We start from the raw sequence: 19,946 nt of genomic DNA, 5'->3' as shown, positions 1-19,946 counted from the left end.
ATGCCGCTTGATCCGGATCAAGCGGCAGCGATATCCGCCAAAATAGCATCGAACGACCCAGGGAGGGCAAGGCCCACGCGGCGCACCGGACGAGACCATGAGCAGCATGACTTCGATGTTGGCGACCCTTGTGGCGGGATGGCTGCTTGCCTTCAGCGCCACCTGCCAGGCCGCGGCGGATGCCGGGGACCTCGCATCGAAGGCGTCGGCGCCATCCGCCGCCGCCCAGCCCGACGAAGCCGCCACGCTGCGCATACTCCATCGCGACATCCTCACGATGCGGGGGCGCATCGCCGGCATGACGCCGCAGGCGCGCGTGCGGCGGGCCCGCGAACGCCTGGAGGCGTTGCCGGACGAGGCGGTTGCGCTGCCGATCAATACCGTGCAGTTCCAGTCCGGCGGCGGCCGCGGCGTGCAGTTCCTGGTCGGCGACCTTCCCTTGTTCTCGGTGGTCGAGGGTGACGTCGACGCCGACACCAAGCAGGATTTCGACGCCCTGGTCGCCCAGACGCGCGACCACATGGAGGAGGTCCACGCCGCATGGGGCGAGATGCGCAGCAGGCCGCTGTTGCTGCAAGGCCTGTTGCGGTCGGCTGGTGCCACCTTGCTCTTCGTTGCGTTGGTCTGGGGCGCCTATCGGGTCATGGCCCGGGTGGTGGTGCTGATGGAAAAGAGGCGGGACGTGCTCGCGGCACGCTTTTCCCACGTCGACTGGCGCGAATTCCTCGCCAGGGTGGCGGTCGTTGTCCTGCAGGTGCTCCAATGGATCGTCCTGCTCGCGCTCACCTATTCATGGGCGCACTTCGTGCTCGGCAGCTTCGTGGCCACGGCGCCGATCGCGCGCGATCTCGGCGATTGGCTGGTGCACAAGCTCTCCTGGCTGGCCGAGGGCGCGCTGGACAGCCTGCCGGGGTTTGCAACCGTCGTGATCGTCCTCGCATTCACACGCCTGGTCGTCGACCTGCTGGGCTACCTGTTCGATGCGCTGCAGAAGGGCCGCCTGCGCCTGCCGCTGTTCCACCCCGAGACCGTGAGCGCGACCCGCCGCATCTTCACGGTCTTTGCCTGGTGCGTCGGCATCGCAGTGGCCTATCCTTTCCTGCCCGGCGCGAGCAGCGATGTGTTCAAGGGACTCTCGGTCCTGTTCGGCCTGATGATCACGCTCGGGTCCACCGGGCTGGTCACGCAACTCATGAGCGGGCTGGTCGTCATCTACTCGCGCTCGCTGCACAAGGGCGACTTCGTCGACATCAACGGCGTGCAGGGCGTGGTCACCGAGGTGGCCTCGCTCGCGACCAAGATCGTCAACGTGCGCAACGACGAAATCACGATCCCGAATTCGGTCGTGATCTCCAGTCCGATCCACAACTATTCGAAGCTCTCGGGCACGCACGGCACGCTGCTCAGCACCAAGGTCACCATCGGCTACGACGCGCCCTGGCGGCAGGTGCATGCACTGCTGATCGACGCGGCGCGCAGGACCCGCGGCGTGCGCGCGACGCCGGAGCCCTACGTCTACCAGCGCGCGCTGTCGGACTTCTACGTCGAATACGAGCTGTTCGCCAGCATCGAGAACCCGCCGGACCGCATCCCGATCCTTTCGGCCCTTCACGAGAGCATCCAGGACGCCTTCAACGAGCACGGTGTCCAGATCATGTCGCCGCACTTCCTGGGCCAGCCGGACCACGCGGTCGTGGTGCCGAAGACGCAGTGGTACGCGAGCCCCGCCTCGCCGGGCCCGCAGGTGTCATCCGTGCGCGGCCGCCAGGGGTGAGGGCAGGAGGGGCTCGTCGGCTGCGAGCGGCTCGGCGGCCGCGCGCAACTGCCGCAGCACGGCGGCGTCGGCCTCCGAGGCATCGGATGTGCGGGCGGCGAGGCGCTCGCGCAGGACCCCATCCGGTGCCTGGCAGGCGAGGATCTGGAACCGCACGCCGCACCGGCGTGCGAGTTCATGTGCCGCGTCGCGCTCGGCGCGACGCAGGAAAGCCGCATCGATCACCACGCTGAAGCCCGCGCCGAGGAGGGTGCGCGCGAGCGCGAAGAGCTGCTCGTAGGTGCGCGCCGTCGCCTCGCGCGAATAGATGTCGAGCCCGTGCGCGCGCGAGCTCTCGAGCGCACCCAGGCCGAACAGGCGCTTGCGTTCCACGTCGGAGCGCACGCGGATCGCCCCATGCTGCTCCAGCAGCCTTTGGGACTGGAAGGTCTTGCCGGAGCCGGGCAGGCCGTGCGTGATCACCAGGCGCGGCAAGGCCGGGTGCGACCATTCGAGTGCCGCGCGGACGTAGGCCGTTGCCGCGGCGCAGCGGCCCGCGCGCAGGTGCTCGACCTGGGCGCGCACCAGTGCCCGGTAGACGAGCGCGTAGCGCAGCACGCCTGCGGCTTGCTGCTCGCCGGTGGCGTCGAGCCATGCGTTGAGGAATCGCCAGGCGAAGTCCGGCCGCCCGCGCGCCGCGAAGTCCATCGCCGGAAACGCTGCATCTTCCGCAACGTCGATCCATCGCAGCGCGGGGTCGAACTCGATGGCGTCGAAGCCGGCGACCGCCCCGTCGAGGTCGACGATGTTGTCCAGGTGAAGGTCGCCGTGGCATTCGCGGACATGGCCGCTGCGGCGGCGCGAGACCCATTCGGGCTCGAGCTTGCGGGCGCCTGCCTCGAGCCACGCCTGCAGGCCTGCGCTCTCGGCGGCGGAGAGCATCGGGCGCACGCCCTCGAGCGCAGCCAGGGCGCGGCGCAGCGGGGGCGCGTGCCCCGTGTGCTCAGCGGTTACGTGGCGCCGGACGGGCGCTGCAGCGTGCGCAGCGGCCAGCATGGCGGCAAGCTCGTCCACGTCGCGCGCGGTGAGCGTGCCTGCGGCCAATCGCTCGCTGAAGAGGGCTCCATCGGCGAAACGTCGCATGTGCACGGCATAGTCGAGCACCGGCCCGGCGCCGTCGATCTCGGGCGCCGATGGGTTCCCCGTGATGCGTGCGACACCCAGGTACAGCGAAGGCGCCGTGCGGCGGTTCACGCGCACTTCCTCGTGGCAGAAGTGCCGCCGCTTGCGCAGCGTGGCGTAGTCCAGGAAGGCGAGGCGCACCGGCTTCTTCAGCTTGTAGGCGTGAGCGGGCGTGAGCAGGATCCAGGAGATGTGGGTCTCGATCACCCGCGCGCCCAGTCGCAGCGCGAGCGCGCGCACCAGGGCTGCGTGCTCCGCCAGCCGGCCCCGCGGGGGCGGACCGTCTGGTTCCGGGGTTGGCACGTGCACTGACTCGGGCGCCGGGTCAGTGGGCCATCAGCACGGGCACGGTCATGTGCGCGAGGATCTCGCGCGTCATCCCGCCCAGCACCAGCTCGCGCACGCGCGAGTGGCCATAGCCGCCCATCACGAGCATGTCGCTCTGGAGGTCGCACAGCCGTGACAGCAGCGCGTCGGACATCGGCACGTCGCCGACCAGGCGGTCGACCGTGGCCGCGATGCCGTGCCGGTCGAGCCAGCCGGCGAGATGCAGCTGCATCATCGGCCGCGCGTCCTCCGTGTCATCCTTCCCGGCGACATGGAGCAGCGTCACCTGGTCGGCGCGCGACAGCACCGGCAAGGCCGCGCCGAGGGCCAGCGCGGATTCGCGCGAACCGTTCCAGGCCACCATGACGCGGCGCGGGGCTGCCTTGAACTCTCCGGCGTAGGGCACCACCGCCACGGGGCGGCCAAGTCCCAGCATGACCTCGCCCACCAGCCCGTGGGAGGGGGTATCCGTCCGGTCGCCGCCGCCTTCCTGGCCGAGCACCACGAGATCGCTGGTGCGCCCATGCTCGATCAATGCGTCGGTGGTCAAGCCGTCGACCTGGCGCAACTCGAAGGAGACGGATCGCGAGGCCTTCATCTGCGTGCGGAAGGTCTCGGCGATGCCTTCGGCGCGCTGCTTCAGGTAGGCGGCCGATTCCGCAATGAAATCGCCCGCACCGGTGTCGATCGCGCCGGCCGGGATCGAGCCTTCGTAGAGGCCCGTCGGCAGCAGGCCGACCACGTGGGCATCGTGCTCGTGCGCCAGTGCCGCAGTGAAGGCGATGCGCGCCGCGCAACGGCTGCTGTTGTCGAGGTGGACCAGGATCGTCTTGTAGCTCACCGCTGTGCCCTTCTTCATGGATGCGATGCCGCATCTTCGCGCGCAGGCGCCGGCGGCGTTTGCGCTTCGTCAAGGCCGGGCGTCGAACTCCGGTTTGATCCAGCACAAACCGGCACGCCGGCGTCTTCCCTACATTGGGCCGAAGCGGGGGCCTCATGCCTCGCTCCCCATGTGAAAGGAATGCCATGAAATCCGATGCACCGGTCCCAAGCGGCGTGTTGGCCGAGCTCGACCGCCAGACCTTGCGCAGGCAGCTCGAGACCCTGAAGCAACGCACGCTGGACGAGCTGTGTCGGCGCACCGAGCCGCTGAACCCCCTCCAGGAGCGCGTGTCGTACGAACATGAGGTCCACGACAACGCGGACGATGCGGAACTGGAGCGCAGCGAGGACCTGCGCTTCGCCGAGATCGACGCCGATCGCCAGCGCCTGCGTGAGATCGAGCAGGCCCTGCGGCGAATGGACGAGGGCCGCTATGGCGTGTGCGTGGACTGCGCAGAAGGCATTCCGCGCGAGCGCCTCATGGCCTATCCGACGGCGCTGCGCTGCGGCGCCTGCCAGCTGGCCAGCGAAAGGCAGCGCCGCACCTGAAGTCGAAGGCCGCCGGCCGGGTTACGATGGCCCGGTGAACACAGTCGCCACCCCGCATCTCGCCGTCCTCGACGACGAGGTCGAGATCACCCGCATGCTGTCCGTCTACCTGAGCGCCCAGGGCTATCGCGTCAGCGCGGTCCACTCGGGATCGGACCTGATGGCGTTGATGGCCAGCGATCCACCGGCCCTGCTCCTGCTCGACCTCGGCCTGCCGGGGGAGGACGGTTTCGCGATCGCCCGGACCGTGCGCGAACACTGGCACTGCGGCCTCATCATCGTGACGGGCCGCGGCGACGCGGTGGACAAGGTGGTGGGGCTGGAGGTGGGGGCCGACGACTATGTCACCAAGCCCTTCGATCTGCGCGAGCTGCTGGCCCGCATCAAGGCCGTGCTGCGGCGCGTGGCGCCGGCCCCGCCGCCGGCTGCCCCGGCCGTGGCTTCGCCGCCGGCCCCGAATGGGCAGGTGCTGCGCTTTGCGAACTGGGCGCTCGACACGGCCGCACGACGCCTGCTCGATCCGAACGGCACGGAGACCGTGCTGACCACCGGGGAGTTCGAACTGCTCAGCGTGCTCGCAAGCCACCCGAACCGGGTGCTGTCGCGCGATTTCCTGCTCGAATCCACGCGCGGGCGCGAGGCGGGCCCGTTCGACCGGACCATCGACGTGCAGATCGGGCGTCTGCGCCGCAAGCTCGAAGCCGACCCGGGCAACCCCCAGATCATCAAGTCGGTGCGCGGGGCAGGCTACATCCTGGTCGCGAAGGTCGAAGCCGGCTGAACCCGGAGCCGTGGCCGGGTCGTGCCAGCGACCGTCATGGCTGTCGCACGAGGGTGGCCGGAAGTCCCGGTACATCGACGCGCAGTTGCAGAACGCAGCCGGACCACGGCATGGCTGCCAGCTCGTCGGCCGGCCGCTTCTCTCGCGCCGTGGTGATGTAGAGGGTGCGCAGGTCCGCCCCTCCGAAGCAGGGCATGGTCGGGCAACGCACGGGGAGCTGAACCGTGCGCAACAACTCGCCCTCTGGCGAGTAGCGCAGCACCCGGCCGCCTTCGAACATCGCCACCCAGTAGCAGCCCTCCGAATCGACGGCGGCGCCGTCGGGCCGGCCGGCGTAGTCTCCGGAGGGCGGGTGTGCGGCCGGTGGGTCGAAGCGCGCGAAGATGCGGCGGTTCGCGGGCTCGCCGCGCTTGAGGTCGTAGTCCCAGGCGGTGACCGTGTGGGCCTTGGTGTCGGCCCAGTACATCGTGCGGCCGTCGGGACTGAAGGCGAGGCCGTTGCTGGTCGTGATGTCGCCGGCGACGCGCTGCAGGCCCTGCGGATCGAGCCGGTACAGCGATGCCAGACGCTGGTCGCGTGGTTCGTAGATCGTCCCGACCCAGAAGCGGCCGCGCGGGTCGGTCTTGCCGTCGTTGAAGCGCTCGAACGCCGTGTCGTAGGGGGCGCTGGCCATCACGGTCCGCCCGCCGGTCGCCGGATCGAAGCCGAGCAGGCTGTCGCGCTGCGCCACGATCAGCGTGCCGTCGTCGCAGGCGGCGCAGCAGCCGAGATCGTGCGCGAAGGCCCAGCTCGCGTGTGCCTGGCTGCCGGGGTCATAGCGATGCAGGGTGCGGCCCGGGATGTCGCACCAGTACAGCGCCTGCTCGCGCGGATGCCACAGCGGCGATTCGCCGAGCAGGCAGGGTTCGACGGGCAGGCGTTCGATGTCCATCACATCAGGCGAGCTCGTCGCGCCGCGGCATGTCCGCGCCGCGGCGCGAACAGGTGATCGCGGCGGCGCGTGCGGCGAATCGCAGCAGCGCATCGAGCGATGCGGCATCCAGTTTCGACAAGGCTTCTGGCGCGAGCGCACCGTGCTCGTCCAGCCAGGTCAGCAGCGCCGCCTGGAAGGTGTCGCCCGCGCCGACCGTGTCGATGACCTTCGTCTCGGGCGACGGCACATTCGCTTGCGCGCTGCGGGTCCACGCGCTCGCCCCGTGCCGGCCGCGCGTCACGGCCACCAGCGATGCGCCCTGCGCCAGCCAGCGCGCCGCGACCTGCTCCGGTGTCTCGGCCGGGTAGAGCAGGCCCAGGTCCTCGTCGCTCACCTTCACCAGATGCGCGATCGACACCATCTGCTCGACCACCGCGCGCCAGTGCCCGAGGTCGGGCTCGACATTGAGCCGCACGTTCGGGTCGTAGGCGATGAGGCGCCGGTCGCGCTCGCGCGCCGCCAATGCTCGGAGCGCACTGCCCACCGGCTCCACCACCAGCGCATACGAGCCGAACTGCAGCACGCGCGTCGCCGCCGGCAGCGCAGGGAGCGTGTCCTGCGTGATCTGCCGGTCCGCCGCGCCGTTGCCGTGGAAGGCGTAGCGCGGCACGCCGCTCGCGTCGACGCTCACCACGCTCAGCGTGCTCGGCGCGTCGCTGCGCAGGATCAGCGAGGTGTCGACCCCTTCGTCCCGAAGCGAGGCCAGGAGCCGCTCGCCGAGCGCATCGCTCGACAGGCCCGTCAGGAAGGCGACGGGCCGCGCCAGCCGCGCCAGGCCCTGCGCCACGTTGAGAGGCGAGCCGCCGATGCGCGCATCCAGCGTCATGCCCGTGGGCGTGGACTCGCCCATGTAGACATCCATCAGCGCTTCGCCGCAGACCACGAACATGACGGTTCCTCCCGGCTTCAGCGCGGCGCCTGCCAGCCCTTGTAGTCCTTGACGTTGGTGCGCGTGATCAGCGTCGAGGGCAACAGCGTCATCGGGGACTCGGGCTTCTTGCCGTTGAGGATGTCATGCCCGATCTCCACCGCCTTCACGGCGATCATGTAGGGGTCCTGGCTGGCCGAGGCCTGCACCTGGGTGTCGCCCTTGAGCGCGGTCTCGATGTCCGGCGCGCCGTCCACCGAGGTGATGATGATGTTCTTGCGGTTGAGCTGCTTGGCCGCCAGGTCGGTGCCGATCGCCTGCGGGTCGTTGATGGCGAACACCGCATCGATCTTGGGGAAGCGCGTGAGGTGGTTCTGCATCACGTTCAGGCCCCCTTCGCGCGAGCCCTTGGCGTCCTGGTCGTCCGAGAGGACCTTGATGTCGGGGCTCTTCTTGAACACCGTCTTGCAGCCGTTGACGCGGTCGATCACGGCCGACACCTGCGGGCCGTTCTGGATGATCACATTGCCCTTGCCGCCGAGCTTGTCGGCGATGTACTGGCAGGCGATCTCGCCGGCCTGCACGTTGTTGGTCTGCACGGTGGCATCGGCGCCGTTGGCCGCCACGTCCACGCCGACCACGATGATGCCGGCCTTCTTGGCCTTCATCAGCGCCGGCTCGATCGCCTTGGCATCGACCGCGTTCACCAGGATCAGGTCCGAGCCGGCGGAGATGAAGCCGTCGATCTGCGAGAACTGCTTGTTCAGGTCGTAGTCGGCCGACAGCGCCGTGACCTTCACGTTCGGGTTGTACTGCTTGGCCCTGGCTTCGGCGCCCTTGGCGAGCGAGACGAAGAAGGGATTGCCCATCGAGCCCAGCGTGATGCCCACGTTCTTGAATTCCTTGTCCGCGGCGTGTGCGAGGGGCGCCGCGAGGGCAGCGGCAATGGCGGCGAGGGCGAAGAGTTGCTTGCGCATGAAGAGTCTCCAGGTGGTGGTTGGTGGGTGGGTTGAGGGGAAGCGATGCGGGGGTCAGGTCCTTGCGGAGCCCTTGCGGCGGTAGCGATCGAGCGCGACGGCGCCGATGATCACGAGGCCCTTGACGATGTATTGCCAGATGTCGGACACGCCCAGCAGGATCAGGCCGTTGGTGAGCACCGCGATGATCAGCGCGCCGACCAATGTGCCGACGATCGAGCCCGTGCCGCCGACGAAGCTGGTGCCGCCAAGGATCACGGCGGCGATCGCGTCGAGTTCGTAGGAGGCGCCCAGCTGCAGTCCATTGGCCGCGTAGAGCCGCGCCGAAGCCATCACGCCGCCCAGGCCCGAGAGCAGCCCCGAGGTGCAGTAGACGAACAGCAGCACCGCCCAGACCTTGATGCCCGCGAGGCGCGCGGCTTCGGGGTTGCCGCCGACCGAGTAGATGTTCAGGCCCAGCACCGTGCGGCGCAGGATGAACCACGACAGCGCGATCACCGCGAAGGCGATGATCACCAGCCATGGCACGCCCAGCACGTCGCCGTTGCCGATGAAGGCGAAGGGCAGCTGCGGGTTGAAGACGGTGGCGTCGTTGCCGATCAGCCGCGCGATGCCGCGCACCGCGGTGAGTGCACCGAGCGTCACGATGAACGGCGGCAGCTTCACGAAGGCCACGAGCACGCCGTTGATCAGGCCGAAGACGAGGCCGCAGCCGAGGCCCGCGGCGATGCCCAGCATGCCGAGGCCGGGAACGTTCGACATCAGCATGGCCACCACGGCCGAGGCCGCCAGGATCGAGCCCACCGACAGGTCGATGCCGCCGGTGAGGATGACGAAGGTCATGCCCGCGGCGAGCACGATGTTGATCGAGGCCTGCTGGGTGATGATGGAGAAGTTCTGCCAGCTGGCGAAGTTCTCGCTCGACACCGCAAAGCCGATGCACAGCAGGATCAGCACCGGCAGCATGCCGATGGCGCGCAGGAGGTCCTTGCTGCGCGATGTCGGCACGACGGGCTTCACGTGCTCCGTGACGGGAACGGCGGGCGTGCTGCTGCCGTCGGCGATCGGGGCGGCTGCCGGGAAGGGATCGGGCAGGGCCGGGTCGGCCGGGTGCGATGGGTTCATGGTGTGTCTCCGGATGCGTAGGGGTGAAGGGGTCAGTGCACGGTCGGGACGGTGCCGCTGGTGGCGCCGGTGGCCAGGGCCACGATGTTTTCCTGGGTGATCGCGATGCCGGTGTCGCCGCCGACTTCGCCGACGAGATGGCCCTCGCGCATCACGATCACGCGGTCGCAGATGCCGACCACTTCGGCCAGCTCGCTCGAGATCACGAGCACCGCGACGCCGCGGCGCGCGAGCTCGTCGATCAGGCGATAGATCTCGCTCTTGGCGCCGATGTCCACGCCGCGCGTGGGCTCGTCGAGGATCAGCACCTTCGGCTTGAGCTCCAAGAGGCGCGCCAGCAGCACCTTCTGCTGGTTGCCGCCCGACAGCGATCCCACGTTGACGCGCGGCGAGGCGACGCGGATCGAGAGCTGCCGAATCGCATCGCGGGCGCGCTCGACGGCGCGCCGGCCGTCCATCACGCCGCCGGCCTGGGCGTCCAGCGGGCAGACCATCACGTTGATGTTTTCGCGCACGCTCAGGTCGAGGAACAGGCCCTCGCCCTTGCGGTCTTCGGTCAGGTAGAGGATGCCCGAGCGGATGGCGTCGAGCGGCTGCTCGATCTTGAGGGGCTTGTCGCCCAGCTGCACTTCGCCGCTGGTGCGGGCATCGGCGCCGAAGATCAGCCGCGCCAGTTCCGTGCGTCCGGCGCCGACCAGGCCGGCAAGGCCGAGCACCTCGCCCGCGAACAGCTCCAGGCTGCAGTCGCGCACGCGGCGGCCGTCGGACATGTTGCGCACCGCCAGCATGCGCTCGCCCGTGTGCAGGCCCTGGTGTTCCTTGCGGTAGAAACCCGAGAGGTCGCGGCCGACCATCATCTTCACCAGCTTGTCGCGCGAGAGCTCGGCGCGCGCCAGCGTGCCGACGTAGGTGCCGTCGCGCAGCACCGTGACCTCGTCGGCCAGCTCGTCGATCTCGTCCATGCGATGGCTGATGTAGAGGATCGCGATGCCCTCGCTGCGCAGGCGCTTGATGAGCGCGAAGAGGCGGTCGGTCTCGTGGGTGGACAGCGGCGTGGTCGGCTCGTCCATCACCAGGATGCGGCAGTCGAAGTGCACCGCGCGTGCGATTTCCACCAGCTGGCGCTGCGCGATGGAGAGCGTCTCGACGATGGTGGACGGCCCGAAGTCCGCACCGAGGCGCTGCAGCGTGGCGGCGCACGATTCGGCCATGCCGGCGCGGTCGACCAGCGCGCCCTTGACCATCGGGCGGCCCATGTAGATGTTCTCCGCCACCGTGAGGTTGGGCGCGAGGCTGAGCTCCTGGTAGATCACTGACACGCCGAGCGCCTTGGCCGCCAGCGGGCCATCGATGGTCACGGGCTTGCCGTCGATGCGGATCTCGGCGCCGGGGTCGGGCATGTAGGCGCCCGAGAGGATCTTCATGAGCGTCGACTTGCCGGCGCCGTTCTCGCCCATCAGGGCATGCACGAGGCCCTTGTTGGCTTGCAGTTGCACGTTCTGCAAGGCCTTCACGCCGGGGAAGGTCTTGGAGATGTTGCGCAGTTCGAGCAGGTGAGGGGTGCCTTCAGGCATGGGTGGTCTCCTTGGCGGTGTGGGAGAAAGCGGAGGCGGACTGTCCGCGCAGCACGTCGGCGCGCGGCGAGAAACTGAAGAACATGGGCAGGCTGGCCGCGCCGACGGCGCCGGCATTGGCGCCGAAGCTGCCGCGCAGCAGGCGCGGCGTCTGCCGGGCTTCGGGTGCGATCTGCCTGAGGCCCGCATCGACGCGCCGGATGAGCTGGTCGACCAGGCCTTCGTCGATGTCGCAGTCGATCACCACGGCGGGCAGGTCGAGCACCGCGAGCGATGCGCGCAGCGAAGGAACGAGGGCATCCACGCAGTCGTCGAGCCATTCGTTGACTTCGCGGCCGCCGGATTGGACGCGCGCTTCGAGGTCGTCGTGGTTGCGCACCGGCAGGCCGTTGTGGCGCAGGTGGCGCGCCAGCGAATTCAGCGAGGCGCGCGACAGCAGGATGTCCCATTGACGGTCCAAGGGCGGGGCCGATGCCAGGCGGCTGGGCGGGACCGGCATGAGCCCGAGGTCGGCCGCGTTGCCGGTGCTGCCGCGCAGGCTCTCGCCGCCGATCACGGCGCCGGCGCCGAGCGCGGCGCCGATGAAGACGTAGAGGAAGTCGTTTTCCTCGCGGCCGACGCCGAAGAAAAGCTCGGCGATGGCGGCGGCGTTGCCGTCGTTTTCCTTGAACACCGGCTGCTGGACGGCCTGGGAGAGCAGGGCGCCGAAGTCGACGTCGTCCCAGATGCGGAAGTCGGCTTTCAGGTCGAGTTCGCGCAGCCAGCTTCCGAGGTTGTAGGGCTGGGCCAGGCCCACACCCATCAGGCGGCCGCGCTGCTCGCGGTCGAGCGCCGCGACCATGCGGGCCACGTCTTTCGTCACGAGCGCCAGCGCGCGCTCGGGATGGGGCAGGAGAAGGTCATGCGCTTCACGGGCGAGGATGCGGCCGCCGAGGTCGATCAGCACGGTTTCGATGCTGGTGCGGTCGAGCCGCACGCCGATGCCGTAGGCGCCTTCGGGGTTGATGCGGTAGAGGCCGGCGGGCTGGCCGCGCTGGCCTTCCTGGCGGCGGCCGGCCGTTTCGATCAGGTGGGACTCCTCGAGCGACTGGACGATGCTGCCGACGGCGGTGTTCGTGAGCTGGGCCCAGCGCGCCAGATCGGCCTTCGAGGCCTCACCGGCGCGGCGCAGGCGCTGCAGCAGCGTGCGCTCGTTGTAGAGCCGCAGGTTCACCGAATTCGTACCCCGTCCGGGGCCGCTTTGTCTCACCGCATGTCTCCTTGAGTGCCGGGCCGGCATTCGCATCGTCTCGGCTATTAATTAATTCAAGTTGAAGAAAGTTTAGTGCGTGGGTCGAGATGCGCGATCAGGGATTTCCCGATGTTTCGTTTCCGCGGATCCGGGTCCGACGGACGGTTGGGATCGACTCGGTCCAGGCTCAGGCCAGGCAAGGGCAAAGGACGGGTTGCCGAGGCGGGGCCTGGCGCTCCTTCCGCTGGGTCAGGGATTAGGGAGAACACTAAATAAATTCAATTGATTTATTAATATGAAGTGCCCATAATCCCCTTGTCGCAAGGGCGACAGACCAAGGAACCGCGGTCGGTCCGTCGACCGGCCGCACGTGGAGACAAGCTTGCTGAAGAACATCGACCCGCTCCTTTGCCCCGAACTGCTCAAGGTGTTGTGCGAAATGGGGCATGGCGACGAGATCGTCCTGGCCGATGCCAATTTCACGGCCGCGTCGCTCGGCCGCGGCAAGCCGATCCTGCGCCTGTCCGGCGTGGGGATGCGCGAGGCCTGCAGAGCGGTCCTGTCCGTGTTCCCGCTCGATGCAGCCGTGACCCAGCCGGTCGCGTTCATGCAGGTGAGCGGCACCCCCGAGGGCTATCGCTCGGCGCTGCAGCGCGACGTCATCGGCCAACTGGTCTCGCGCCGCGATGCGACGGACGCCCAGTGCGAGCCGGTGGAGCGTTTCGCGTTCTACGAGCGCGTGCGCGGCGCCTACGCCATCGTGCAGACGGGCGAGTTGCAGCCCTACGCCAACTTCCTGTTCAGGAAGGGCGTGATCGCACAGGACCTCCTGCCATGAACAGCGCCCAGGGTGCCGATGGGGTGCGTCCGCGCGGTTCCAACCAGGTGGGCATACGCCAGTTCAACGAGCGCGTGGTGCTGCAGGCGATCCGCCTGAACGGCCCGCTGCCGAAGGCAGAGATCGCGCGCCTGACCCATCTCTCGGCGCAGACGGTGCAGATCATCATCTCGCGCCTGGAGGCCGACGCGCTGGTGGTCAAGCGCGCGCCGCTGCGCGGCAAGATCGGGCAGCCGTCCGTGCCGATGGCGCTGAATCCCGAAGGCGCGTATTCGATCGGCATCAAGATCGGGCGGCGCAGCCTCGACGTGCTGCTGGTCGACTTCACCGAACAGGTGCGCGAGCGCCTGACGCTGGCCTACGAGTTCCCCGATCCCGACACCTTGTTCGACGAGATCCGCGCGCGCCTGAAGACCTTGCGCCAGTCGCTCGGCCCCGAGCGTGCGGAATTGCTGTACGGCATCGGCATCGCGGCGCCGCTGTCGCTCGGCGGCTGGCAGTCGCTGCTCGGCGTGGCGCCGGAGCAGGCCGCCAAGTGGAACGACATCGACATCCGCGCGCGGGTGGCTGCCATGACGTCGCTGCCGGTCGAACTCGTCAAGGACACGGCAGCCGCCTGCGTGGCCGAACTGGTGGCCGGGCGCGGACGCAGCGTCCGCAGCTTCCTGTACGTCTTCATCGACACCTTCATCGGCGGGGGGCTCGTGATCGACAGCCACCTGCGTCCCGGAGCCACCGGCAACGCCGGGGCCCTGGGGTCGATGCCGCTCGGGCTCGGCGGCGCCGACGGCGCTGCGCCGCGCCAATTGCTGAGCGTGGCATCCCTCTTCACGCTCGAGAAGATGTACGCGCAGGCGGGGCTCGACGCGCGCGCCGTCGCCGATGCGCGCGCGGTCGAGGCGCCATGGCTGCCCATCACGCGCGAATGGATGCAGGGGGCGAGCCCGGCGATCGCCATGGCCATTCATAGCGCGACGGCGCTGCTGGAGCTCGACGGCGTGATCGTCGACGGGTCGTTCAGCCGCGAGATGCTGGCTGAGGTTCTGGCGCAGATCGATGGCGCGCTGGACCGGTTCAGCTGGGAAGGCATCGCGCGTCCCGGACTGCTCGCCGGCGCCATTGGCGCCGATGCACGCGCGATCGGCGGCGCGATGTTGCCGCTGTACGCGAACTTCGCCCCCGATCGCGACCTGTTCCTCAAGCTCGATCGCTGATCCCCAACCCTACGGAGACCCCATGACCACCGACCGCAGCGCCCAACTCGCACAGCACTTTCCCGCTCCCGAGGACATCCCGGCCGAATACCGCCTGGCCGAACAGATCCACCAGCGCCACTCGCTGGTCGCCGGCCGGCTGATCGAATGGAGCGGCCCGAGCAAGACCGTGCTGTCGCCGGTGTGCACGCGCGATGCTGCCACCGGCGAAGTGCGCCAGGTCGAGATCGGCAGCTACCCGGTGATGGGCGAGGCCGAGAGCGATGCCGCGCTCGACGCCGCGGTGGCCGCCTATGCCAACGGCCGCGGCGAATGGCCGACCATGGCGGTGGCCGAGCGCATCGCCTGCATGCAGGAGTTCGTGCGCCGCATGGCGCAGCAGCGCGAGGCGATCGTGAACCTGATCATGTGGGAGATCGGCAAGAGCCTGGCCGATTCGCGCAAGGAGTTCGACCGCACCGTCGAGTACATCCAGGCCACCATCCAGGCGCTGAAGGACCTGGACAACGCGAGCTCGCGCTTCGAGATCGCCGAGGGCACCATCGGCCAGATCCGGCGCACGCCGCTCGGCGTGGTGCTCTGCATGGGGCCGTACAACTACCCGCTGAACGAGACTTTCGCGACGCTGATCCCGGCACTGCTGATGGGCAACACGGTGGTGTTCAAGCCGCCGCAGTACGGCACGCTCTTGTTCCATCCGCTGCTGGAGGCCTTCCGCTCGGCCTTTCCCGCGGGCGTGATCAACACCATCTATGCGCCCGGTGCGCTGGTGGTGCCGCGCCTCTTGGCCTCGGGCAAGGTCAACGTGCTGGCGCTGATCGGTTCGAGCAAGGTGGCCGACCACCTGAAGAAGCAGCATCCGAAGTCGCACCGCCTGCGGGCGATCCTCGGCCTGGACGCCAAGAACGCCGCCATCATCCTGCCCGACGCCGACATCGAGCTCACGGTCAAGGAATGCCTCCTGGGCGCGCTGTCGTTCAACGGCCAGCGCTGCACGGCGCTCAAGATGCTGATCGTGCACCGCTCGATCGCCGACCGCTTCCTGCAGCGCTTCGTGGAGGAACTCGACAAGCTCAAGATCGGCATGCCCTGGGAGAGCGGCGTGAGCATCACGCCGCTGCCCGGACTGCACCGCACCGCCTACATGACCGAGGCGCTCGACGATGCCCGCGCGAAGGGCGCACGCGTCGTCAACGAGGGCGGCGGCGAGTTCTGCCAGACGCTGTTCCATCCCGCGGTGGTGTACCCGGTCGCCGAGGGCATGAAGCTCTACCGCGAGGAGCAGTTCGGCCCGCTGGTGCCGGTGATGCCCTTCGACGACATCGAGACCGCGCTCGACTACGTCATCACCTCGGACCACGGCCAGCAGGTCAGCATCTTCGGCTCCGACCCGGGCCAGATCGGCGCGCTGGTCGACCCGCTGGTCAACCAGGTGTGCCGCGTCAACATCAACTGCCAATGCCAGCGCGGCCCGGACGTGTTTCCCTTTGCCGGCCGCAAGGACTCGGCCGAGGGCACGCTGTCGGTGGCCGATGCGCTGCGCGCCTTCTCGATCCGCTCGATGGTGGCCGCCAAGCAGACCGAGCAAGCCAAGAAGCTGCTCAACGCCATCGTGCAGGACCACCAGTCCAGCTTCATCAACACCGGCTTCATTCTCTGAAGGGGCGGGCCATGCATCGCCAACGCCAAGCCAAGATCGTCGCCACCCTCGGGCCGGCGAGCTCCGACGCCGAGACCATCCGTGCGCTCTTCGATGCCGGCGCCGACGTGTTCCGCTTCAACTTCAGCCATGGCAGCCATGAGCAGCACCGCGCGCGCTACGACATCGTGCGGCGCATCGAAGAGGAGACCGGGCGGCCGATCGCCATCCTGCTCGACCTGCAGGGGCCCAAGCTGCGGGTCGGCAGCTTCGCCGATGGTCCGGTCACGCTGATCGCCGGCAACTCTTTCCGCCTCGACCTCGATAGCGCGCCGGGCAGCGCGCGGCGCGCACCGCTGCTGCATCCGGAGATCTTCGCGGCGCTCGAAGCCGGCACCGATCTGCTGCTCGACGACGGCAAGATCCGCCTGCGCGTGCAGGCCTGCGGCCCTCATTTCGCGGACACCACGGTCATCGCGGGCGGCATCCTGTCGGAGCGCAAGGGCGTCAACGTGCCCGGCGTGCTGCTGCCGATCTCGGCGCTGACGGCCAAGGACCGCGCCGACCTGGACTTCGGCCTGGCGCTCGGCGTCGACTGGGTGGCGCTCTCGTTCGTGCAGCGGCCCGAGGACATGCAGGAGCTGCGCGGGATCGTGCAGGGCCGCGCGGGGGTGCTCGCCAAGCTGGAGAAGCCGGCGGCGATCGAACGGCTCGACGCCATCGTCGCGCTGTCCGATGCGGTGATGGTCGCCCGCGGCGACCTCGGCGTGGAGATGCCGGCCGAGCAGGTGCCGCGCATCCAGAAGCGCATCGTGCGTGCCTGCCGCGATGCCGGCAAGCCGGTGATCGTCGCCACTCAGATGCTCGAGTCGATGATCGGCGCGCCGGTGCCCACGCGTGCCGAGGCCTCGGATGTGGCGACGGCGATCTACGACGGCGCGGACGCGGTGATGCTGTCGGCCGAATCGGCCTCGGGCCGATATCCGCGCGAGGCGGTCGCGATGATGGACCGCATCATTGCCGAGGTGGAGCGCGATCCGCACTACCGCACGGTGATCGACGCATCGCACAGCGCGCCCCAGCCGACGGTGGCCGACGCGATCTGCGCGTCGCTGCGGCAGACCGCGAGCCTGGTGCCGGTGACGGCGATGGTCACCTACACGCGTTCCGGCTCCACGAGCCTGCGCGCGGCGCGCGAGCGCCCGGTGGTGCCGGTGCTTGGCATCACGCCCGAAATGCCGGTCGCACGCCGTCTTGCGCTGGCCTGGGGCGTGCACCCGGTGCACCTGGAACACGACGTCGGCGACGTGCCGGCCATGGTCGAGACGGGTTGCGCCGTGGCACGCAACGAAGGCCATGCGAACCCCGGCGACATCGTCGTGATCGCCGCCGGCATGCCCTTCGGCAAGGCCGGAACCACCAACCTGCTGCACATCGCGCGCGCCTGAAGGCCCACCCACCTCCGTTCGAGACCACCAAGATGAACCTCCATCCAGTGCTTGCCGCGGTCACCGACCGCATCCGCCTGCGCAGCGCGGCATCGCGCACCAGCTACCTGTCCCGGCTCGAGCGGGCCCGCGCCAAGGGCCCGATCCGTCAGGCCCTCGGCTGCACGAACCTGGCCCATGGCTATGCCGCGGCACCCGCGGGGGACAAGATCATGCTGCGCGAGATGCGCCGGCCCAACCTGGCCATCGTCTCGTCGTACAACGACATGCTGTCGGCGCACCAGCCCTTCGAGCGCTTCCCCGAGATCATCAAGCGGGCGGCGCGCGAGGCCGGCGCGACGGCGCAGTTCGCGGGCGGCGTGCCCGCGATGTGCGACGGCGTCACGCAGGGCGAGCCCGGCATGGAGCTGTCGCTCTTCAGCCGCGACGTGATCGCCATGGCCACGGCGGTGGCGCTGTCGCACAACATGTTCGACGCCGCGCTGTGCCTGGGCATCTGCGACAAGATCGTCCCGGGCCTCCTGATCGGCGCGCTGCAGTTCAGCCACCTGCCGGTGATCTTCGTGCCCGGCGGGCCGATGCCCTCGGGCATGTCCAACGACGAGAAGGCGCGCGTGCGCCAGCGCTTCGCCAAGGGGGAGGTGGGCCGCGAGGCGCTGCTCGAATCCGAGGAGAAGTCCTACCACGCCGCGGGCACCTGCACCTTCTACGGCACGGCCAACAGCAACCAGATGCTGATGGAGGTGATGGGACTGCACCTGCCGGGCGCGGCCTTCGTCAATCCGAACACGCCGCTGCGCGACGCGCTCACGGCGGCGGCGGCCAGGCGCGCCGCCGAGATCGGTGCCGCGGGCGCCGAATACACGCCGATCGGCCGCGTGGTCGACGAGCGTGCGATCGCCAACGCCATCGTCGGCCTGCTCGCGACGGGGGGCTCGACCAACCACACGATCCACCTCGTCGCGATCGCGCGCGCCGCCGGCATCGCCATCAACTGGGACGACTTCCGCGACCTGTCGGGGGTGGTGCCGCTCTTGGCCCGCGTCTATCCGAACGGCAAGGCCGACGTCAACCAGTTCCATGCGGCGGGCGGCATGGGCCATGTGATCGGCGAGCTGCTCGATGCCGGCTTGCTGCACGGCGACACGCTCACGGTGGCCGGCCCTGGCGGCCTGGCGCGCTATCGCCAGCAGCCTGGCCTGGATGACGGCGGCCAGCTCGCATGGCGCGATACGCCACGGGTGAGCAAGGATTCCGGCATCCTGGCGACGGCCTCGGCGCCGTTCAGTGCCGACGGCGGCTTGAAGCTGCTCACCGGCAACCTCGGGCGCGCCGTCATCAAGACCTCGGCCGTGAAGCCGGAACACCGCGTCGTGCAAGCGCCGGCGATCGTGTTCGACTCGCAGGAAGCGGTGATCGCCGCCTTCGATCGCGGCGAGCTGCAGCGCGACTTCGTGGCCGTGGTGCGCTTCCAGGGGCCGCGCGCCAACGGCATGCCCGAGCTGCACAAGCTCACGCCGATCCTCGGCGTGCTGCAGGACCAGGGCTTCCGCGTCGCGCTGGTCACCGACGGCCGCATGTCGGGCGCCTCCGGCAAGGTGCCGGCGGCGATCCACCTGACGCCCGAGTGCCTCGCCGGAGGACCTCTGGCGCGGGTGCGCGACGGCGACCTCATCGTGCTGGACGGCGAACGCGGGCTGCTCGAAGTCCGCGTCGTCGCCGCCGACTGGCGGGCGCGCCAGCCCGCCGGCGCCGATCTGGGCGAGTCGCACCACGGCATGGGCCGCGAACTGTTCGCGGCGTTCCGCGCCAACGCGCTGGGTGCCGAGGAGGGCGCGGTCACCTTCCATGCGGCCGAGCCCGGCGCATCGGCCACCGGGGCGCAAGGGGTACACCCCGCGCCCGTTCACGACCATTTCGCATTCGCACAAGGAGCCACGGCATGAACGTCCTTTCCATCATGCGCACCGGACCGGTGATCCCGGTCATCGTCATCGACCGGCTGGAAGACGCGGTGCCGCTGGCGCGCGCGCTGGTGGCAGGCGGCATCCGCGTGCTCGAAGTGACCCTGCGCACGCCGGCGGCGCTGAAGGCCATCGAGGCCATCGCGAACGAGGTCGAGGGCGCGATCACCGGCGTCGGCACCATCACGCAGGCGAAGGATTTCGACGCCGCGCTCAAGGCCGGCGCGCTGTTCGGCGTCAGCCCCGGGTTGACGCCGGAGCTGGTCGCCGCCGCCCGGGACAGCGCGCTGCCCCTGCTGCCCGGCGTGATGACGCCATCGGACGTGATCGCGGCGCGTGCCGCGGGCTTCACGGAACTCAAGCTCTTTCCGGCCCAGCAGGCCGGCGGCATCGGCATGCTGAAGGCGCTGGGCGGGCCTTTCCCCGAGCTGCGCTTCTGCCCCACGGGCGGCATCAGCGCCGCCACCGCGCCGGACTTCCTGGCCTTGCCCAACGTGGCCTGCGTCGGCGGCTCGTGGCTGACGCCGGCCGGCGCGGTCGCCGCGCGGGACTGGGGCCGCATCACGGCGCTGGCGCGCGAGACCGCCGGCCTGTCGCGCGCCGCGGACTGACACCACTCAC

Annotated in this window: 17 protein-coding genes; 9 read left to right on the top strand and 8 right to left on the bottom strand. The window is 69.4% G+C overall.

Features of this window, described 5'->3' with window-relative positions; genetic code table 11:
• The first annotated feature begins 97 nt into the window (after positions 1–97).
• Entirely contained in the window at positions 98–1,774 is a 1,677-nt protein-coding gene (locus VAR608DRAFT_RS30525) for a mechanosensitive ion channel family protein (RefSeq protein WP_088957478.1), read from the top strand.
• On the opposite strand, the gene VAR608DRAFT_RS30520 is transcribed toward VAR608DRAFT_RS30525, so the two are convergent.
• Together VAR608DRAFT_RS30520 and VAR608DRAFT_RS30515 are read right to left on the bottom strand one after the other, a co-directional pair.
• Positions 1,748–3,238 (bottom strand): bifunctional aminoglycoside phosphotransferase/ATP-binding protein, encoded by a 1,491-nt coding sequence (locus VAR608DRAFT_RS30520; RefSeq protein WP_231973020.1) that lies wholly within the window; start codon positions 3,236–3,238, stop codon positions 1,748–1,750. The two genes, VAR608DRAFT_RS30525 and VAR608DRAFT_RS30520, sit on opposite strands and share 27 nt — an antisense overlap.
• A 22-nt stretch (positions 3,239–3,260) precedes the next feature.
• A complete protein-coding gene (locus VAR608DRAFT_RS30515) occupies positions 3,261–4,121 on the bottom strand; it encodes a universal stress protein (protein ID WP_231973019.1) in 861 nt (286 codons plus the stop codon).
• Between the two features lie 167 nt (positions 4,122–4,288).
• Here VAR608DRAFT_RS30515 and VAR608DRAFT_RS30510 point away from each other — a divergent pair, with 167 nt between their 5' ends.
• Together VAR608DRAFT_RS30510 and VAR608DRAFT_RS30505 are read left to right on the top strand one after the other, a co-directional pair.
• On the top strand, positions 4,289–4,693 hold the full coding sequence (locus tag VAR608DRAFT_RS30510; RefSeq protein WP_088957477.1) for a TraR/DksA family transcriptional regulator: 405 nt from the start codon (positions 4,289–4,291) through the stop codon (positions 4,691–4,693).
• 34 nt (positions 4,694–4,727) lie between these two features.
• On the top strand, positions 4,728–5,474 hold the full coding sequence (locus tag VAR608DRAFT_RS30505; RefSeq protein ID WP_231973018.1) for a winged helix-turn-helix domain-containing protein: 747 nt from the start codon (positions 4,728–4,730) through the stop codon (positions 5,472–5,474).
• Between the two features lie 34 nt (positions 5,475–5,508).
• On the opposite strand, the gene VAR608DRAFT_RS30500 is transcribed toward VAR608DRAFT_RS30505, so the two are convergent.
• Genes VAR608DRAFT_RS30500 through VAR608DRAFT_RS30475 form a run of 6 tightly spaced genes read right to left on the bottom strand, consistent with a single transcriptional unit; the run spans position 5,509 to position 12,240 of the window.
• Positions 5,509–6,405 (bottom strand): SMP-30/gluconolactonase/LRE family protein, encoded by an 897-nt coding sequence (locus VAR608DRAFT_RS30500; protein WP_088957475.1) that lies wholly within the window; start codon positions 6,403–6,405, stop codon positions 5,509–5,511.
• A gap of 4 nt (positions 6,406–6,409) precedes the next feature.
• The gene (locus VAR608DRAFT_RS30495; RefSeq protein ID WP_088957474.1) at positions 6,410–7,336 is read right to left on the bottom strand and encodes a carbohydrate kinase family protein; all 927 of its coding nucleotides are present in this window, start codon (positions 7,334–7,336) and stop codon (positions 6,410–6,412) included.
• 17 nt (positions 7,337–7,353) lie between these two features.
• Entirely contained in the window at positions 7,354–8,292 is a 939-nt protein-coding gene (locus VAR608DRAFT_RS30490) for an ABC transporter substrate-binding protein (protein ID WP_088956438.1), read from the bottom strand.
• A gap of 54 nt (positions 8,293–8,346) precedes the next feature.
• Positions 8,347–9,417, bottom strand: a complete 1,071-nt coding sequence (locus VAR608DRAFT_RS30485) for an ABC transporter permease subunit (RefSeq protein WP_088957473.1) — start codon at positions 9,415–9,417, stop codon at positions 8,347–8,349.
• A gap of 32 nt (positions 9,418–9,449) precedes the next feature.
• A complete protein-coding gene (locus tag VAR608DRAFT_RS30480) occupies positions 9,450–10,991 on the bottom strand; it encodes a sugar ABC transporter ATP-binding protein (protein ID WP_088957472.1) in 1,542 nt (513 codons plus the stop codon).
• Complete coding sequence (locus VAR608DRAFT_RS30475; protein ID WP_231973017.1) at positions 10,984–12,240, bottom strand: ROK family protein; 1,257 nt, start codon at positions 12,238–12,240, stop codon at positions 10,984–10,986. Before VAR608DRAFT_RS30475 ends, VAR608DRAFT_RS30480 begins: the two co-directional genes overlap by 8 nt.
• Positions 12,241–12,604: 364 nt before the next feature.
• On the opposite strand from VAR608DRAFT_RS30475, the gene VAR608DRAFT_RS30470 reads away from it, so the two are divergent.
• The 6 genes from VAR608DRAFT_RS30470 to eda are packed head-to-tail and all read left to right on the top strand — an operon-like array spanning position 12,605 to position 19,936.
• Positions 12,605–13,060 (top strand): RbsD/FucU family protein, encoded by a 456-nt coding sequence (locus VAR608DRAFT_RS30470; protein WP_088959061.1) that lies wholly within the window; start codon positions 12,605–12,607, stop codon positions 13,058–13,060.
• Positions 13,057–14,274, top strand: a complete 1,218-nt coding sequence (locus VAR608DRAFT_RS30465) for an ROK family transcriptional regulator (protein WP_088957470.1) — start codon at positions 13,057–13,059, stop codon at positions 14,272–14,274. The genes VAR608DRAFT_RS30470 and VAR608DRAFT_RS30465 overlap by 4 nt, the downstream gene beginning before the upstream one ends.
• Positions 14,275–14,296: 22 nt before the next feature.
• Entirely contained in the window at positions 14,297–15,934 is a 1,638-nt protein-coding gene (locus tag VAR608DRAFT_RS30460; RefSeq protein WP_088957469.1) for an NADP-dependent glyceraldehyde-3-phosphate dehydrogenase, read from the top strand.
• Between the two features lie 11 nt (positions 15,935–15,945).
• Positions 15,946–17,361, top strand: coding sequence for a pyruvate kinase (gene pyk, locus VAR608DRAFT_RS30455; protein WP_088957468.1), 1,416 nt, complete (start codon positions 15,946–15,948; stop codon positions 17,359–17,361).
• Between the two features lie 32 nt (positions 17,362–17,393).
• Positions 17,394–19,307, top strand: a complete 1,914-nt coding sequence (gene edd, locus VAR608DRAFT_RS30450; RefSeq protein ID WP_088957467.1) for a phosphogluconate dehydratase — start codon at positions 17,394–17,396, stop codon at positions 19,305–19,307.
• Positions 19,304–19,936: a bifunctional 4-hydroxy-2-oxoglutarate aldolase/2-dehydro-3-deoxy-phosphogluconate aldolase gene (eda, locus tag VAR608DRAFT_RS30445; protein ID WP_088957466.1), complete on the top strand. Its 633-nt coding sequence runs from the start codon at positions 19,304–19,306 to the stop codon at positions 19,934–19,936. The genes edd and eda overlap by 4 nt, the downstream gene beginning before the upstream one ends.
• Positions 19,937–19,946: the final 10 nt, after the last annotated feature.

This window comes from Variovorax sp. HW608 (genome assembly GCF_900090195.1).
Lineage (GTDB): Bacteria > Pseudomonadota > Gammaproteobacteria > Burkholderiales > Burkholderiaceae_C > Variovorax.
Note: the sequence above shows the minus strand (reverse complement) of the source record. Positions and strands in the feature narration are given on the sequence as shown.

Coding starts and splice junctions, on each gene's coding strand:
- VAR608DRAFT_RS30515 (WP_231973019.1), bottom strand. CDS start 4,121: ATGAAGAAGGGCACAGCGGTGAGCTACAAGACGATCCTGGTCCACCTC.
- VAR608DRAFT_RS30500 (WP_088957475.1), bottom strand. CDS start 6,405: ATGGACATCGAACGCCTGCCCGTCGAACCCTGCCTGCTCGGCGAATCG.
- VAR608DRAFT_RS30485 (WP_088957473.1), bottom strand. CDS start 9,417: ATGAACCCATCGCACCCGGCCGACCCGGCCCTGCCCGATCCCTTCCCG.
- pyk (WP_088957468.1), top strand. CDS start 15,946: ATGCATCGCCAACGCCAAGCCAAGATCGTCGCCACCCTCGGGCCGGCG.
- VAR608DRAFT_RS30510 (WP_088957477.1), top strand. CDS start 4,289: ATGAAATCCGATGCACCGGTCCCAAGCGGCGTGTTGGCCGAGCTCGAC.
- VAR608DRAFT_RS30490 (WP_088956438.1), bottom strand. CDS start 8,292: ATGCGCAAGCAACTCTTCGCCCTCGCCGCCATTGCCGCTGCCCTCGCG.
- edd (WP_088957467.1), top strand. CDS start 17,394: ATGAACCTCCATCCAGTGCTTGCCGCGGTCACCGACCGCATCCGCCTG.
- VAR608DRAFT_RS30465 (WP_088957470.1), top strand. CDS start 13,057: ATGAACAGCGCCCAGGGTGCCGATGGGGTGCGTCCGCGCGGTTCCAAC.
- eda (WP_088957466.1), top strand. CDS start 19,304: ATGAACGTCCTTTCCATCATGCGCACCGGACCGGTGATCCCGGTCATC.
- VAR608DRAFT_RS30525 (WP_088957478.1), top strand. CDS start 98: ATGAGCAGCATGACTTCGATGTTGGCGACCCTTGTGGCGGGATGGCTG.
- VAR608DRAFT_RS30460 (WP_088957469.1), top strand. CDS start 14,297: ATGACCACCGACCGCAGCGCCCAACTCGCACAGCACTTTCCCGCTCCC.
- VAR608DRAFT_RS30495 (WP_088957474.1), bottom strand. CDS start 7,336: ATGTTCGTGGTCTGCGGCGAAGCGCTGATGGATGTCTACATGGGCGAG.
- VAR608DRAFT_RS30480 (WP_088957472.1), bottom strand. CDS start 10,991: ATGCCTGAAGGCACCCCTCACCTGCTCGAACTGCGCAACATCTCCAAG.